The organism is Cytobacillus sp. C11.1 (assembly GCF_058145115.1).
The window spans coordinates 3,330,715-3,346,860 of the sequence record NZ_CM176935.1; the positions used below are offsets into that span (position 1 = coordinate 3,330,715).

Annotated in this window: 16 protein-coding genes and 1 other RNA gene; 7 read left to right on the plus strand and 10 right to left on the minus strand. The window is 39.2% G+C overall.

Going from position 1 to position 16,146, the window contains the following annotated elements; genetic code table 11:
• Positions 1 to 119: 119 nt before the first annotated feature.
• Positions 120 to 617 carry a CBO0543 family protein gene (locus AC3ZVC_RS16510; RefSeq protein WP_490064299.1) on the minus strand — a complete coding sequence of 166 codons (498 nt, stop codon included), beginning with the start codon at positions 615 to 617 and terminating at the stop codon, positions 120 to 122.
• Positions 618 to 759: 142 nt separating this feature from the next.
• Here AC3ZVC_RS16510 and ssrS point away from each other — a divergent pair.
• Positions 760 to 956, plus strand: a non-coding RNA gene (ssrS, locus tag AC3ZVC_RS16515) — 6S RNA.
• Positions 957 to 1,091: 135 nt separating this feature from the next.
• Here the strand turns inward: ssrS and AC3ZVC_RS16520 are convergent.
• Positions 1,092 to 1,367 carry a YqhV family protein gene (locus AC3ZVC_RS16520; RefSeq protein WP_490064300.1) on the minus strand — a complete coding sequence of 92 codons (276 nt, stop codon included), beginning with the start codon at positions 1,365 to 1,367 and terminating at the stop codon, positions 1,092 to 1,094.
• A gap of 360 nt (positions 1,368 to 1,727) precedes the next feature.
• Between AC3ZVC_RS16520 and AC3ZVC_RS16525 the strand changes: the two genes are divergently transcribed.
• Positions 1,728 to 2,426: a class I SAM-dependent methyltransferase gene (locus tag AC3ZVC_RS16525; RefSeq protein ID WP_490064301.1), complete on the plus strand. Its 699-nt coding sequence runs from the start codon at positions 1,728 to 1,730 to the stop codon at positions 2,424 to 2,426.
• Positions 2,427 to 2,477: 51 nt separating this feature from the next.
• Here the strand turns inward: AC3ZVC_RS16525 and nagE are convergent, their stop codons facing one another.
• Positions 2,478 to 3,854, minus strand: coding sequence for an N-acetylglucosamine-specific PTS transporter subunit IIBC (gene nagE, locus AC3ZVC_RS16530; RefSeq protein ID WP_490064302.1), 1,377 nt, complete (start codon positions 3,852 to 3,854; stop codon positions 2,478 to 2,480).
• Positions 3,855 to 4,219: 365 nt separating this feature from the next.
• Between nagE and nagB the strand changes: the two genes are divergently transcribed.
• From nagB to AC3ZVC_RS16550, 4 genes are all read left to right on the plus strand, one after another.
• Positions 4,220 to 4,957 carry a glucosamine-6-phosphate deaminase gene (gene nagB / locus AC3ZVC_RS16535; RefSeq protein ID WP_490068946.1) on the plus strand — a complete coding sequence of 246 codons (738 nt, stop codon included), beginning with the start codon at positions 4,220 to 4,222 and terminating at the stop codon, positions 4,955 to 4,957.
• Between the two features lie 17 nt (positions 4,958 to 4,974).
• Entirely contained in the window at positions 4,975 to 5,712 is a 738-nt protein-coding gene (locus AC3ZVC_RS16540) for an SIS domain-containing protein (RefSeq protein ID WP_490064303.1), read from the plus strand.
• Positions 5,713 to 5,742: 30 nt separating this feature from the next.
• A complete protein-coding gene (locus AC3ZVC_RS16545) occupies positions 5,743 to 5,919 on the plus strand; it encodes an aspartyl-phosphate phosphatase Spo0E family protein (RefSeq protein ID WP_490064304.1) in 177 nt (58 codons plus the stop codon).
• 413 nt (positions 5,920 to 6,332) lie between these two features.
• Positions 6,333 to 6,818: a hypothetical protein gene (locus AC3ZVC_RS16550; protein WP_490064305.1), complete on the plus strand. Its 486-nt coding sequence runs from the start codon at positions 6,333 to 6,335 to the stop codon at positions 6,816 to 6,818.
• Between the two features lie 252 nt (positions 6,819 to 7,070).
• On the opposite strand, the gene AC3ZVC_RS16555 is transcribed toward AC3ZVC_RS16550, so the two are convergent.
• From AC3ZVC_RS16555 to AC3ZVC_RS16580, 6 genes are all read right to left on the minus strand, one after another.
• On the minus strand, positions 7,071 to 8,030 hold the full coding sequence (locus AC3ZVC_RS16555; protein ID WP_490064306.1) for an IS3 family transposase: 960 nt from the start codon (positions 8,028 to 8,030) through the stop codon (positions 7,071 to 7,073).
• Positions 8,027 to 8,332 (minus strand): helix-turn-helix domain-containing protein, encoded by a 306-nt coding sequence (locus AC3ZVC_RS16560; protein ID WP_490064307.1) that lies wholly within the window; start codon positions 8,330 to 8,332, stop codon positions 8,027 to 8,029. Before AC3ZVC_RS16560 ends, AC3ZVC_RS16555 begins: the two co-directional genes overlap by 4 nt.
• A gap of 161 nt (positions 8,333 to 8,493) precedes the next feature.
• Positions 8,494 to 10,434: an ABC transporter permease gene (locus AC3ZVC_RS16565; protein ID WP_490064308.1), complete on the minus strand. Its 1,941-nt coding sequence runs from the start codon at positions 10,432 to 10,434 to the stop codon at positions 8,494 to 8,496.
• Complete coding sequence (locus AC3ZVC_RS16570; protein WP_490064309.1) at positions 10,424 to 11,185, minus strand: ABC transporter ATP-binding protein; 762 nt, start codon at positions 11,183 to 11,185, stop codon at positions 10,424 to 10,426. The genes AC3ZVC_RS16565 and AC3ZVC_RS16570 overlap by 11 nt, the downstream gene beginning before the upstream one ends.
• Before the next feature lie 328 nt (positions 11,186 to 11,513).
• Entirely contained in the window at positions 11,514 to 12,518 is a 1,005-nt protein-coding gene (locus tag AC3ZVC_RS16575) for a sensor histidine kinase (RefSeq protein WP_490064310.1), read from the minus strand.
• Entirely contained in the window at positions 12,511 to 13,206 is a 696-nt protein-coding gene (locus AC3ZVC_RS16580) for a response regulator transcription factor (protein ID WP_490064311.1), read from the minus strand. Before AC3ZVC_RS16580 ends, AC3ZVC_RS16575 begins: the two co-directional genes overlap by 8 nt.
• An 881-nt stretch (positions 13,207 to 14,087) precedes the next feature.
• Here AC3ZVC_RS16580 and AC3ZVC_RS16585 point away from each other — a divergent pair.
• The gene (locus AC3ZVC_RS16585) at positions 14,088 to 14,531 is read left to right on the plus strand and encodes a YfmQ family protein (protein WP_490064312.1); all 444 of its coding nucleotides are present in this window, start codon (positions 14,088 to 14,090) and stop codon (positions 14,529 to 14,531) included.
• Positions 14,532 to 14,593: 62 nt separating this feature from the next.
• On the opposite strand, the gene AC3ZVC_RS16590 is transcribed toward AC3ZVC_RS16585, so the two are convergent.
• Positions 14,594 to 16,030: an aminotransferase-like domain-containing protein gene (locus tag AC3ZVC_RS16590; protein ID WP_490064314.1), complete on the minus strand. Its 1,437-nt coding sequence runs from the start codon at positions 16,028 to 16,030 to the stop codon at positions 14,594 to 14,596.
• Between the last annotated feature and the right edge of the window lie 116 nt (positions 16,031 to 16,146).

A 16,146-nucleotide genomic window follows, 5' to 3' on the forward strand; every position in this document is an offset into this window, starting at 1 on the left:
CCTGGAGCGGAAATCAACCTCTACTGGTTACTTGTTTGAAAAGCAACAAAGTTTGCGAAAGCAGCCTTTTCCTAAAAAAGGAATGACTAATTTAAATGACTTTTTATTATTTAGGTTTTTTATTCCCTCATTTTGCTGCTGCTTTCTTTTTCAGAAGATTTTCGAATCAAACCTATCATTCCGCGCGTCATTAAGAATGTGGCTGCAATGGATGAAAAGCTATATAAGGAATTCCATGATTTTTTGTATTTAATTAATTTTGTTTTTTTCTCAAGGAAGTGTTCTGCTATCGCGGACGGAGCACTGAAAAGCAGGCATTTTATCAAAATATCCTTGATGCCGGAATGCCGGGTTACCTGATTGAAATAAACACATGTTATAGGGAAAATTAGATAACTGAACAATACGCTTACATCAAATGTTTTAAACAAATTGACCGGATATTTCAGATATCCTTTACGTACCAGTAGGTTATCAAGAAATGTGGCGATATAGCTTTTTAAAAAGAAGATTAAGAGCCAGTCCTTTATCGGGGGTTTTCTGACAAGGTTAATAAATAAAGCTATCCCAATAACGAATAAAGTCCGCAAAACACTTTTTTCAAATTTCCTGCCCAAATTAAATCCCCCTTATCATATATGGGATATTCTGTCCCATTTTAAGGAGAATTTGTATGAAAGTTTTTCAAGTCGCTCGTATGAAATAAATTCAGGAAATTATTACCATTGAACTGAAGATGAAATTATTTTATTATAATAAAACAAGCTGCATTGTACGTAATCATAATAAAGTTTTAACCTTTAAGCTGTAATAGGGAGTTTAACATCGAAACAGGAATGACAAGCCTCCGTCTATACGACAAGGAGGACAGGCAGGAATGTTTTTGCAAACACCCACTTTGAGGAGTGGTGGTTTAAAACTTTCTTATAACCAGTTACGGCAAGAGCGGCTACATACAATTGTTCTCAAACCAGTTTCCAATCGGAGGCTGGTTTTTTTGTATTTATAATTTGATGATTGTTGAGATAATACTTCCCATTTTCATTCCTTTTCCTCTGGGGTTTACGCTGATTTGGAGAAGCAAACTTTGATTAATTCCCTTTGACCCCATAGATGATGCAGCCGACTCCTCCCAGCACCCACAATATTTTTGCAAGTGAAACTTTGTCAGTCATTCCGGTAAGCCCGATTACAGTCGTTAATAGGAGAACCGGCGGACCAATGAGGGCAAGTGAGCTGTTCATGATTAAAGCTTTTTCTATATCATTTATTCTTAAAATTAAAAGGGCAACAAAGATTTCTAGGCTTCCTGAAACCAGACGTAAAAGCGCCATGGCCAGAATCGCCTTATCGAGAAAAATAAACATATTATTACCTCCTAGACCATCCTGTCAATCATTATATGTATAACCTCTCATTTGAAGGACAAGTTTTCGTGAAATCCTTTAAAAACACCTTATATTTCAAATGTGTTACAAATGTTACGATTTACAATTTGCGGAAATCATCTAAAACTGCATGAGATGCTCCGGTAGACAATTTGATTCAAAGTGGTGCTATTCCTTTCAAAACTTTTTCAAACAAGAATTTCCCTGATTGGAGGATGCCTAAGAGGAAAATTTTAGTTATTTTGAGCTTGCTTCTTTCCAAAAATAACCTTCTTTTAACCTGGCTGTAATCAGTGATTCTGCCGTTTTTAGTACAATGAAAGGCAAGGGGGTTACGCGATGGAAAAAGATATTTTGAGTTATGACGATTTATTGGATATGCTGGATGACTTTTTAAGAGAGCCAAAGCCATTTTGGGAGAGTTTTTATGAAGATCGCGAGAGAGACATTCCTTTTTTCAAGGTGAAAGGGCCGGACGAGAACCTGGCTGAGTATGTGGAAAATGGGCTGAAGCCGCTAAGAATGCTTGAGTTAGGATGTGGGCCGGGCAGGAACGCCATTTTTATGGCCCAAAATGGAGCCAGGGTTGATGCCATTGATCTTTCTGCAAAAGCAATCGAATGGGCTCGAGAAAGGGCAGTTGAGGCAGAAGTTGATGTTAACTTTGTCTGCACCTCTTTGTTTGACTACGAATATAAGCCTCATACATATGATTTTATTTATGACTGCGGAATGTTTCATCATTTGCCGCCGCACCGTCGCCTGACGTATCGAGCAATCCTAAAAAGAGCACTGAAACCCCGCGGGCTGTTTGGACTGGTCTGCTTTAACACAGATGGGGCATTGGATACTTCGGACTGGGATGTTTACCGGAGCGGCAGTCTAAAGAGAGGCATTGGCTATTCAGAAAATAGGCTGAAAGCTAATTTTATGGAGGAGTTTGATATCGTGCAGTTTAGGCGGATGAAAAAAGTCCAGCAGCCTAATGAGGTGCTCGGAGAAGATTTCTTATGGACCTGTTTGATGCGAATTAAATGATAATATAAAAACAGTGTCCGGAAATGGACACTGTTTTTTTAATGAAAGCCTTTAGTCTTTCTTCCTCTTCATAGCATCGGCAACAAATTCAACTTCTGTTCCGACAATAATTTGTAAATTCGTTTTGCTAAGCTTCATTATGCCTTTTGCACCATGTGCTTTCAGGGAGTTTTCTTGAACTTTTTCCATGTCCTTAATGTTTAGGCGCAAACGTGTCGCACAGTTATCAATAGAAGAAATATTTTCTTTTCCGCCAAGGTCATTAATAAAATGGGTTGCCATTCGTTCATATTTGTTACTTCCTTCAGGAGCGGCTGCTTCTGGAACAACTTCGTCCTCTGTTTCTTCTTCGCGGCCAGGTGTTTTCAGGTTGAGCGCTTTAATCAATCCATAGAAAATGACGAAGTACAGAACCGCATAAATGGCACCGATACCTAGCAGTAAAACAGGCTTTTCAGCAATATTAAAGTTCAAGGCGAAATCGATCGCTCCAGCCGAGAAGGTGAAACCATCGCGGATTCCCAATAAAGTGGTAACCCACATGGATAAGCCCGTTAATACGGCATGAACTCCATAAAGCAGGGGAGCTATAAACATAAATGAAAACTCAATCGGTTCTGTGATTCCTGTAAGGAAAGAGGTTAATGCCAAACCGATAAACATCCCGGAGACTGCTTTTCTTCTTTCCGGCTTTGCTGCAGCGATAATGGCAAAAGCAGCTGCCGGAAGTCCAAACATCATAACAGGGAAGAATCCGGTCATATAAGCCCCAGCTGATGGGTCTCCAGCAAAGAAACGGGCGATGTCCCCATTAACCCCTTCAAATTCCCCAAATTGAAACCAAAACAGGCTGTTTAATACGTGGTGTAAGCCTAAAGGGATAAGCAGACGGTTTAAAAATCCGAAAAGTCCTGATCCTACAGCACCCAATCCAATTATCCAGTTGCCCAATGCATCAATCGCACCCTGGATAGGAGGCCAGGCAAATCCGGCAATGGCTGCCAGAAGAATCATCGTAACAGATGTTATAATCGGCACAAATCTTCGTCCGCTGAAGAATCCAAGCCATTCCGGGAGCTTAATATCATGAAAGCGGTTGTATAATAATCCAGCAATAATACCAGCAATAATCCCGCCAAGTACACCCATATTGATATTCTCATCAATCGCAACTGCACCTTCTGTTAGAACTAGAAAGCCGATTGCTCCAGATAGGGCCGCAGCGCCGTTATTGTCTTTTGCAAATCCCATTGCAACCCCTATAGCGAAAATCAATGCCAGGTTGGCAAATATAGCATTACCTGCATTAGCGATGAATTCTATGCCTAATAAATCTTCTTGTCCAAAGCGAAGCAAAAGGCCAGCAGCAGGCAAAACAGCGATAGGAAGCATCAATGCCTTACCAATTCGTTGCAAGAATCCTAACATGTTTATCTCTCCTTTTATTGAAAGTAAAATTAAGAAAGCGTTTTATCGAACTGTCGTTATCATACCAAAATATTAATATAGTTGTCTATACCAATTTTCAAAGAAATTATTTATTAAATTTAGAAAAAAATTTAATTTACATATAAATACAGTTTGTGGGCTAACCATTAAACGTATTATTGGTATAGACAACTATACTGAATGATGTTACGATACATATCGTAAAAGGGTGATAGTTTTTTTATCTTGTTTAAAAATATGAAGATATATACAAGCCTGATTAATTCGAAAGGTTTTTATAGGAATTAACCATACAACTTGGACAGAAGATATTTTAAACAGGGTCAGCTAGGAGGAAATGAATGATGAACATTTTAAAAGTGAAAAACTATGAAGAAATGAGCAAAGCTGCCGCGGATCATATCATTAATAAAATCCGCCAATATCCTAAAATAACGCTGGGCTTGGCAACCGGGGGCACCCCTGTTGGAACATATAAGAACCTGATACAAGACCACCTTCATAATGGTACATCCTACAAGAAGGTTACTACATTTAATTTGGATGAATATATTGGCCTCGCTGGTGAAAATAGCAACAGCTATCGCCATTTTATGAACTTGAATCTATTCGGCCATTTGGATATCCAAAAGCAAAAAACGCACATTCCAAGCGGGGTTGCTAAAGATATGGAAGAGGAATGCCAGAACTATGAAAAGGCGCTCGAAAGCCATGGAGGCATTGACCTTCAAATTTTGGGTATTGGAAGCAATGGCCATATCGGCTTCAACGAACCGGGAACACCGTTTTCCACTAAAACTCATATTGTTGATTTAACTCCTTCCACAAGGGAAGCAAACGCAAGATTTTTTTCAGATATAACTGAAGTACCAACCCAGGCGATTACAATGGGAATCTCAACAATTATGCAAAGCAGGGAGATCCTTCTGCTCGTATCCGGAGAATCAAAAAGTGAAGCCTTGCAGCAGCTTTTGTATGGAGATATAGATGAACAATTTCCAGCGTCTGTTCTTAGATTGCATCCCAATGTAAATATTATCGTCGATGAAGCCGCACTTTCCGCTTCTAGAGTGAAAGTGTAAACAGGGGGTTTTTGATAATGCTTGAACAATACCTGAACGAAATTAAGGGGCTATTGGATGTAATTGAAAAAGATGAAGAACAAAGCTTGAAGAAAGCTGCAAAGGCTATTGCAGAATGCATCCAAAACAATGGGATTGTCCATGTCTTTGGCTGCGGGCATTCCCATATGCTCGGGGAAGAGCTGTTTTACCGGGCAGGGGGTCTTGCTCCTATCAACCCTATTTTAATTGAGGATTTAATGCTTCACAAAGGAGCAGTCCGGTCCTCTACTCTGGAAAAACAGAATGATTTTGCTGAACATTTTATGCAAAACGTTGATATACAAGCCACTGATGTAGTAATCGTTGCCTCTACATCAGGCAGAAATCCAGTCCCAATCGATGTGGCAGAACTATCGAAAGCGAAGGGAGCTTTTGTGATTACTGTAACTTCCCCGCGCTATGCTGAAACTCAATCCTCTCGCCACAGCAGCGGAAAATATTTATATAACTCTGCAGACCTTGTCATTGACAATCATATTGAAGCCGGAGATGCACTATTGAAGGATCCTTCCATGGGAACCCGATTTGGATCTGCTTCATCGATTGCCGGGCTGGCAATTGTGAATAGCGTAATGGTGGAAGCCGTTGAGATTATGCTTAAAAATAATTTTGATCCGCCCATCTTTAAAAGCGGAAATGTCGATGGAGCGGAAGACCATAATCGGATACTGGTTGAAAAGTATAAAAAGAGGATTCCGATTCTGGAAGGTTAACGGCGGCTGGGTGATAGGATGAAAACAAATATGAACATAATCCAAGCTATTGAAGACGCCAGGCAAGCAATGATTGAGAGTATAAATTCCAATGGCTTGGCAGATAGACAAACCTTGAAACTAAGCCAGAAGCTGGATGAGCTGATTTTTTATGCACAAAATAAAGCAACTCATAAGGAGAACATTCAATCTGCATATCCAAAATAAAATGCAGCCGCATTTCCTGTATAAACAGCTTGAAGGTGCGGCTGCATTTGTGAACTTTACGAATAAACGGTAAAAACTTGCGAAGAACTGGTGAAATCTTGCGAACAAATGTCTGAAACTTGCGAACAAAATGAAGAAACTTACGAACAATCAATGAAACGATCAAATCAGTAAAAATATTCCTGATATTTTAAACCTGAATATGGTTCCGGACCTTCAAGTTTGGGACCATTTTGTCATGTACGGATCTTTTTTTAGGTGAATTCTCAAAAAACGAGCAGCTCACTGGTATTCTAGTCGGCGCCCCTATCGCTGAACAGCATCAAATAAGCAGCTGCTTTTTTCTATTAAAGCAGTAATTTATTCATATAATTTTTATAAATGGTGCATCCTACCAATTGGAGGTGCAATTTATGAAGCCATTTTCACGGTCCATATTAATCATTATGATGATTCTTCCTTGGCTGACCATGCCTTTTATTAAAAAAAGTGAATTCAGAAGGTTTCTACCGGCAGCTATCTTAATGAGCATTTTTACTAAGCTTTTGAACATAGTGGCATACAAACGCAACTGGTGGGAATTTTATACGAGCATTCTCCCTAAAGTAAAAGCTGAGACTGCTTTCATCCTTGGACCGTATTTTTTGGCATCCTTTTGGGTTCTAAAATTGGCGTATGGCAAATTCAAAAAGTATATGATTATGAACGGTGTCTTACATATTTTATTTGCATTTCCCGGAATTGCATTTTTAAAATGGGCGGGGATAGGGACGTTAGCTCGAGTCAATAATATTCAGCTAACAGGTATTCTCTTGCTTAGAGCTGTTTTATTATATAGTTTCCAGCTTATTGTTGATGCTGTTCGGAAAAGGAAGTCTGTTCATAAAAAATATTTTTAACCCTATCCGGAGTACCATGATTTGCAAATAAAACAATGAAATCTGCAAGTATACTATTATGGACCGGCTTGGCCCCCTAATTTCGGACACATACTCGACTTTTCTTGTCTATTCACAGTTTTTTATTTTTTCTATCCTTCTTCACTTTTTGCATAATAGATGATTGCACTCAAGCGTCAAGCCCACTACGCTTGACCCTTTCGCTTCATCATCTATGAGCGGTTTAAGTGAAGAAGGAGCACCTTTGCGATGCTATAAGCTAATCGCCATTTCTTCTGTATTTCCTAGCTCTTTATATAAATCATGAAACTCAAGAGGGGCCCTGTAATTCAAACTCCCATGAAATCTTCGCAAATTGTAAAACTCCATAAATTCATCTATCCGAAAATAGGCCTCCTCAAAGCACTCAAAAGTATACCTACGGTAACACTCCCGTTCAATCACACTGTGAAATGATTCAATGAATGCATTTAAGTTAGGAGATTTAGGTGGGATTCTTTCATGGTATATCTTGTTTTCCGCACAAAACTCCCCGAAGTGATAACTGACAAATTGAGGGCCATTATCGGTTCTTATAATGATACTATATTCATCTTTTTCGTTAGATTTATAAACCTGCCGAGTCTTTAATGCCTCTTTAAGCATGTTTGTAATATCTTTTGCTTGGCACTTTGAACCTCGATAATATCCAACGATACTCCGGTCAAATACATCAATGGCACTAGCCAGAAAAAAGAACCTTCCACTCTTCTCAATGGATCCGTACTTAATGTCTAGCTGCCATAGTTGATTAGGCTGCGTGATCATATGCTGTTTAGCCATTCTTCTGGGGAATTTTGATTGAGCAATTCGTTTCGGTAATAGAATATCTAACTTCGCACATAACCGGTAAACCTTCTTTTTATCAATCACAAGGTTATGTTGTTTTTGAAGGTAATGAGTCAGCTTCTTATACCCGTAAATTCCTTCTTCTCCTTCGATGGCTTCCATCAAAAATTCTTCTATCTGCTCGTCTGGAATTTTTTCTCCTGTGTTTGTCAAAGAATACCCCGGAAAAGGTCTTCCTCTTTTGACATCTGTAGATGTCTTTTCCTTATTCTGCTCGTAATAGTACATGGATCGAGAAACCTCCAATGCTTTCATCGCCCTATTAATAGGGAAGCCTTCAGATACCCAAAGCTCAACCTCTGCCAAACGCTCCTGTACGGTCACTCTCTTTTTTTTAATAAATTCTTTAACATAGCTACTTCAAGTTCTTTTTCTCCAAGAAGCTTCATGGCTTGTTCGTATTTTTCCATTAACTCATCCTTAGAAGGATCTTCAGAAAGCCTCACTGTACCTTCATTATCCATCAAGTCCTGAACTTCATCTTCATAGGTTCTCATCCAGGCTCTTAAAGTTTCTCTTGAAATACCTGCTTTACGGGCAATGGAAGAAATGTTCCCTGTCTCTATAGCCATCCGAACATATTTCTTCTTAACATCTTCAATAATATCAATTCTTTGTTTGGGCATTTGGACACTCCTTTCCTCATAGAATCCTTACCTCTAGTTTACTTTTTCCAGTAGGTTCGTGTCCAAATGATTAAGGGGTCCTAAAAGGGACGGCCCCCAAACGGGGTTCGGATACAAAATAAACCGCTCTGGACGCAGATCCATGAGCGGTTTTTTTAGTCTTACAATGCATCTTTGATTACTTTTTTTGAATAAAGCACGGACAAAATACCGAAAATCGAGTAAAGGACGGTGTAGAGCACCATCACTACAATCATCGGAGTCCAAAGTTCACTTCCAAACATGAACCAGCCAGATTTAACTGCAAAAAAGCTGTGCATCAGTCCAATTACAAGAGGAATTCCGAAGTTAAAGGCTTGTTTGGCCTGAATGCCGCGCAGCAAATCGCCCTGCGTAAAACCAAGCTTGCGTAAAATGGTGTAGTTTGGCTTTTCATCTTCACTTTGGTCCATTTGTTTAAAGTAAAGAATACAGCCTGAAGTAACCAGGAAGGTCAATCCAAGGAATCCGACGATGAACATCACTAATCCCATATTCATTTTTTGCCGGTTGCTCATTTCAAGCTGGGAATCGGCTCTTCCGATGAATTCTGTATTCTGGAAAAGCTCATTGGCTTTTTCGATCTTATCATTATCTATAAGATCGATACCGATATAAAGCGAGTTTTCCAGCTGAATTTCTGGATTAAGGTCCTTTTTTAATTGCGAATATACCTCTTCATCCACGATCGCAACTGGCATACCGCCAGCTGTAAAATAATATGGAAGCACAAATTCATCATTTAATCCCAAATAGTTTTGCTCAATCGAAACTGTTTTCCCTTTTAATTCAATGGCTCCTGTATCCTTAAATGTCATAAATCTTCCAAGGATATCATTCGTTCCCGTCAGCATCGCTTCTTCAGGATTCAGGTCAATGCCGGGGATAGATTGTTCACTTACAATTGGAAGATACATAGTGCTTGCCTTCATATTCATTTCTTCAATATTTACATCCAGTACATTCGCCATGTTTGCTTCTATCTGGAAAGTCTCTATTCGTTGTTCTTTATAATCCAAGCCTTCGTTTTTAAGGATCTTCTTAAACTTAGCTGCATCTTCATCATCTGTCATCGTGAAGTGGGCAGGCAGGCCTTCCTCAGCCGATTTTTCCGCCGAATAATAGGATATATAAGTTAGTGACAATAATCCGATTGCCAAAGCAGATACAGTCGTAATAATGGTTAATAACAGTGAGTTTGATTTCATACGGAACATGATTGATGACAAAGAAAGTACATTATTCACATTTAAGTAGCCGTCTTTCTTTTTGCGGACCATGTTTGCAATAAAGCTGACAGAACCTTTATAGAAAAGATATGTTCCGATAATGACCGTAGCCAGTATAAAAACCATTGCCATGAATAGTTCATTCACGCTTGAAAGATCTCCGCCGAAGAGGAGGGTAGAGACGTAATAGCCGGCAAGGATCAATACAATGCCTAGTACACCCATCAGCATTTCCCAGAACGATATCTTTTTAGCTTTTCCTTCTGCAACTGAAACCACCCTGAAAAGGGAGAGGATGGTCTGCCTTTTTATAAACGCAAAGTTTATCAGCATTATAAACAAATAAATCACTGAAAAAACAACAATTGTCTGTAAAAGTGCCTCTTCTGAAAAGTGCAATTCAGCGACACCTTCCACTCCCGTCATTTTAAAAAGAATCATAAGAATCAATTTTGAAAAAGAAAATCCAATAAAGATTCCAAAAACAAGAGAGCCAAAGTATAGCAGCAGGTTTTCAAGGCTCAGAAGCTTAAATATTTCGTTCTTTGTCATTCCGATCAATTGAAAAAGTCCAATTTCCTTGCTGCGCCTTTTTATAAAAATATTGTTGGCATACAGAAGAAAGATCGAAACAATCACGACAAGCAGAATGGAGGCAGTCCTTAACGCGGCTGCGCCCTTAATAGATCCCTTTGTTTCCGTCATTGCCGGATCGTACTGCAGTGTCACAAAAGCGAAATAGAGAGCAACACTAAAAATGAGTGCAAACACATAGAGATAATAATTCTTAAGATTCTTTTTCAGATTTCGGAGAATGAGAGTATTAATACTCATGCTGAACACCGCCCAATACGCCTTGCGTTTTCATAATATCTTTGAAGAAGGACTGTCTGGATTGATCGCCCTTGTTCAGCTGTGTATAAATCTGGCCATCTTTAATAAAAACCACGCGGCTGCAATAACTGGCTGCAACTGGATCATGCGTCACCATGATGATGGTTGCGTTACGGATCTGATTCAAATCGCTTAGTTTATTCAATAAATCGGAAGCTGATTTCGAATCAAGTGCCCCGGTTGGTTCATCTGCAAAAATGATGCTTGGTTCATGAATAAACGCACGTGCCGCTGAAGTCCGCTGCTTTTGTCCGCCCGAGATTTCATTCGGGTATTTGTCTTTAAGGTCGAATATGCCCAGCTCATTTGCAACGGCTGCAAACTTTTCATCCGCTTCCCTTTTGGGCGTTTTGCTGATAGACAGGGGGAGGAGGATATTCTCCTTCACAGTCAGTGTGTCCAGCAGATTATATTCCTGGAAAATGAACCCCAAATGCTGCTTGCGGAATTGGGCGAGCTGCTTATCCTTTAAACCAGTCATTTCTTTTCCTTCAATATTTATTTCACCGGTGCTCACCCGGTCTATTGAGGAAAGAACATTAAGCAGAGTAGTTTTGCCGGATCCTGAAGCACCCATGATGCTGACAAATTCGCCTGCTTCAATCTGCAAATCGATGCCTTTCAAGACTTCCTGTTTATTAAATTTATTGCCGTAGCTTTTATGAATTTTATTGGCTTCAAGAACTATCATGTGTAACCATCCTTTTTTGAAATTTTTATAATATGCTTGTTAAAATTGCCCCGTTGATTTCTTTCAGTCACTCAGCGGACTGCATGCGTTTCGGAAACCTAACGGCGTCTCCCTTTGACATGCTTCTTCCGCATGACATTGGATTAGCTTCCTTGAATATAAACCGTACGATAGAAATGGAATGCATCTTCGGTGATTTTGTGATTTCCGCTCCAATCAACAGGGTGCCAAATCAAAAGTGAGCATTAACATAGCTTTATTATAAAAGTCTCTAATATCCATTTCCTTCGAATGAGCGAACAAATAAGAAGAGCATGTGACATTTTTGTCACATGCCTGTTATGCTGACAAATTCGTTTCGCTTCGGGAAGATCAGTATAAATGTCGAACCCTTTCCTGGCTGAGACTCCGCCAGTAGATTGATCTTCAAAGATTCTGCTGCTTTTTTTGCCAAATATAAGCCCATTCCAGAAGCAGTTTTGTCCTGATGGTTTACTGTTGAAGTAAAGCCTTTTTCAAATATACGCGGCAAATCCTTTGGATCTATGCCCCGGCCAAAATCCTGGACCTGGAGAACCGTTTGCCCGTTACGTTTAAAACTCGAAATCGTGATCTCTGAATTTTCACTGTATTTAACAGCGTTGGTCAAAATCTGCCGAATGACAAAACTGATCCATTTTGAGTCGCTAAGAACTTCGGTTTCTTCTAATTCAACCTCGAATCCAATACCTTTTTGCCTACACCAGGATTGCAGAGATTTGATCTCGCTGAAAATGATTTCTTCTAAATTTGTTTTTTCGATGTATAAATCATTCTCCATATAAGGAATGCGTTTTCGATGAAGCTGCTGATCAAGAAGGAGGTGGATGCGGAGCCATTCATAGGTTAATGCAGACTTTAGCGTATGGTCCTCCATCCGGTCAATCATCAGGTGCATGGCTGTCATCGGCGTTTTGACCTCATGGATCCAGGACAGCAATTCATCTTTTTCCTGTTCAAGCAGCGTGCGGTTTTGAGTAAGTTCCTGCTTAAACCGTTCAGTTTGACTTAGTAAGCTGCTTTCAACAATCTCTTCAAAAGGGCTTCCAGCTTCAGGGATGCTCGTTACATCCAAATTATCTTCCCGATCCTCAAACTCTTTATAAAATTTCGTTTCTTTTTGAAACCGCAGAAGGAAGAAGATAATAAAGATCAGGAGCGATAAAAAGCTGTAATAAAGAAAGGGGCGCAATGAAAGGGCAGAGTCAATATACACGATAAAAGCTCCAAGAACCTGCAAAAACAAAAAAAGAAGAATCCAGCTCAGCCGTTCTCTGATATATCTGCTAAACATGTGATGTATCCTCTTCGGTCGCCATATAGCCCTGTCCGACCTTCGTTTCAATCCTGCTGCCGAGCCAAATTTGATCAAGCTTTTTCCGCAGGCGGTTCACATTTACCGTTAGTGTATTATCACTGATAAAACGCTTGTCATCCCAGAGGCTATTGATGATTTCGTCCCGGGTGACAATCTGGTTTTTTCGCTCAATCAGCAATTTCAATATGTAAATTTCATTTTTAGTCAATTCAATGCTGCCGGCTGCGTTTGTAACTGTGTTTTGTTCATAATCAACAGTCGCACCGCACCATGTCTTTAGCTTCACCTGAATTGCACTGTAATTATAAACGCGGCGAAGGATAGCTTGGATTTTTGCAATTAAAACATCAAAGTGAAAAGGCTTTTGTACAAAATCGTCAGCACCAAGCTGCATAGACATAACCTGATCTGTCGGGTGATCACGTGATGACAGGAAGATGATCGGGACATTTGAATGAGATCGAATCATCCGGCACCAATGGAAACCATCAAACTTCGGCAGCTGAATATCAATGATGACTAAATCAGGGTTTTTGTCCGCAAACTCCTGCATAACCTTGCTGAAGTCCTCGATTCCATAAACATCGTAAGACCATTGCGATAGCCGTTCTTTAATCTCGTTAAAAAGGGAGGAATCATCCTCAATTAAAAGCAGTTTAAACAAAAAACTCACCACACTTTTGTTTGTTTCTAGGAATATTGTAAAGGAAAAGTTTGTTAATCGCTATAGTAGTGAGTACTTCACTCCAAAATAATACTTAAAGAGAAAATATTCTCTAGTATATAATTACAGATATAATCATAGACAAATGGGAAATACCTAGAACCACCATATCTTTATTAAAAAAGGTATGTTAGTTCTGGGTATTTTTTCGTTCCAGGGGAGTTACTATTTTGGAAGAAAAGAATGTTTTTATAATAAGCTTGAGAAATTTATCCATTGCCACGTTAATCGGAGAAGGAGAATTTGACCACATATCCAGTATTAATGTATTGAAAGTGCCAATTGGAAAAAAAAGTCATTATATTTAGCGGTATCATTAAAGATAGCAATATTAAACCCTATATAAATATTGACTTTAAAAAAGGGCAATTCAATATTCACTTGCACGAAATACTAGATAGCTTGTATTCTCAGTGGTATTCGGTCAAAAGAAAGTCTTTAGTTTGGTACTAGATCCGAATTTACTTACTCATTCAAAAGATGGAGTAAAGTGGATGGGGAAATTTATGCTGAAGTGGATGGTTATTTTTTAATATTAGTAAGTTATCATTTAGTTAAAAACGATCTAGAAGTAAGTAGAGGTGTGCAGAATGAAAATTTTGTTGGGTTTAGTGGGATTAATCTTAATTTTTGCTGTTGTTTCTACGTTGCTGCTGACTGGCAGATCAGACGAGAACTACGGTAGTTCGACTAGGAGAAATACAGCAAATTTAACTTTAATATATGTGGTGATTATATTCATTGCTCTCACTTCACTTGGAATCTATATTTGGCGGGCTTAATAAAAAGACTTGGCCAGAGTGAAAGGGAGATGATGAGAAGTGACATGGGCTGTTTTAATTCCAATAATACTCGTTAGTTTAGTAAAGATTGTTGTAACCTGTCTGCCAACGGGTACTGTCAATTGGTTACTCAGGAAATTTGAAACGCATTCCAAGCTCAATGAGGAAAATGTTACGGTTACCTTTGGAGATAAGAAACTGGAAGGCGAGGAAAAAATAATGCTTATAAATCATTTTAACGATGGAATATTTATCAAGAAGCATTATATCCATCCTGGAAACGAGCAAAGCTACTTACACCCTGTGAACAGTGGAATTCCAATTGTAATTGACTATAAGAGGGGACGCCTGGATGTCATGTTATTCATCTACGCATACAATGACCGCATTGATGTGGTCAAACAGTACAAGAAAAAAGTCATTGCGTATAGTCTAATGTCGGAAAAACTCCAAAACAGTTTCCTGGCAGTACAAGCGAGTTAATGTCATAGAAAAAATAGAAAAAGACAGTCTTTGAAAGGCTGTCTTTTTCTGATGCAAAAAATTTAATTCTGAGAAGCAGCAAGGGCATCGGCAAATCGTTTGATTCCTTCATGAATGTTTTCTTCTTTTTCCCTGGCATATGTAAAACGGACAAATCCTTTCTCAGTTCCCATTGTGGTGCCAGGAACGTAGATGACTCCTCTCTTAATCGATTCTTCGAGCAATTGAATTTCATTGTAATCCTTCTTGATTCTGCACCATAGATGTATGCCGCCTTGAGGCACGTTATATTCAACTTGATCATGAAGAAAGGTCTGCAGACTTGTATCAATCTGCTTGCTACGACGATCTAATTGCTTAACTAAATGTTGAATATGTGATTCAAATTCTCTGGATTCAATAAAATCATTGGCAATCCATTGAGAATAGCTTCCATGTCCAAAATCGACCTGCTGCTTTGCATCTGACAATCTTTCAATGACAGATATCGGCCCGATAATCCAGCCTATTCTTAGGCCTGAAGCAACGATTTTTGTCAGAGAGCTTATATATAAAACATTTCCATTTTGATCAAGGGATTTAAGGGTCTTCATTCTTTCACCTGCAAAAGAGGTTAAGCTATATGGATCATCCTCCACAATTGGAATGCCATATTCAGAAGATAGTTCCAGGACTTTTCTTCGCTGGTTTTCAGGTAATAATGTACCCGTTGGATTCTGGAATATGGGATTTAAAAAGATCATTTTAATTTGGTGTTTTTTATATAATGCAGTGATATCGTTCGGATCGATCCCATCCTTACCTGTTTTTAAGTAATAGGTTTTGATTCCGGCAGATTTAAAGATGGGGAGGCTGTAATGATAGGATGGATCCTCAATCGCTACAGCATCACCCGGTTTTAGGAGACATTGAACCACAAGATGCAAGGCTTGCTGTGCCCCTGAGGTAATCAAGATAGATGAAGAGTCAGCCTCAATGTCTCGAAATCTTTTTACATGGGCAGCAAGAGTTTCTCTAAGAATTTCATTTCCTTGGGGATGGTCATACCCCAAAGGGCCAATAAAGGTTCTGCTGGATGTTATTTCTCTTAGGGAAGATAAGGGAAAAAGATCTTGAGACAGTTCCCCACTGGCTAAATTAATCAGCTTTGTCTCAGTTAGTTCTCTATGGATTCTTTGTGTAACAGGCAGATTAGGCAAAAAGGAGCCCGCTTCAATATATCTGTTCCAACTTGGGATCCGTCTCTTTGCCAATCCCCAAATATCCTTGCTGATCGTTGTACCGCTTCCACGATTTCGTTCAATGATCCCATTGGACTCCAGTTCATCATATGCCGCAACAACCGTGCTTCTATTGATGTCAAACTGTTTTGCCAATCCTCTTTCAGAAGGAAGCGGCTTGTCCGGTGGAAAAGTGCCATCTGCAATCCCATTTTCAATATACAAGGCAAGCTGCTTATAAAGTGGTGTTTTCGACTTTCTGTCAGGTATCCAGTGCATTTGAAACAATCCTTTTCATAAAATAATGGCCTTTTTCGTTATTATATCACCCTTTCTTTCAATAATGGGTTGAAGGGAGTTGCAGACTAGGTATTATTGAAAAAAAGACTGCGAGC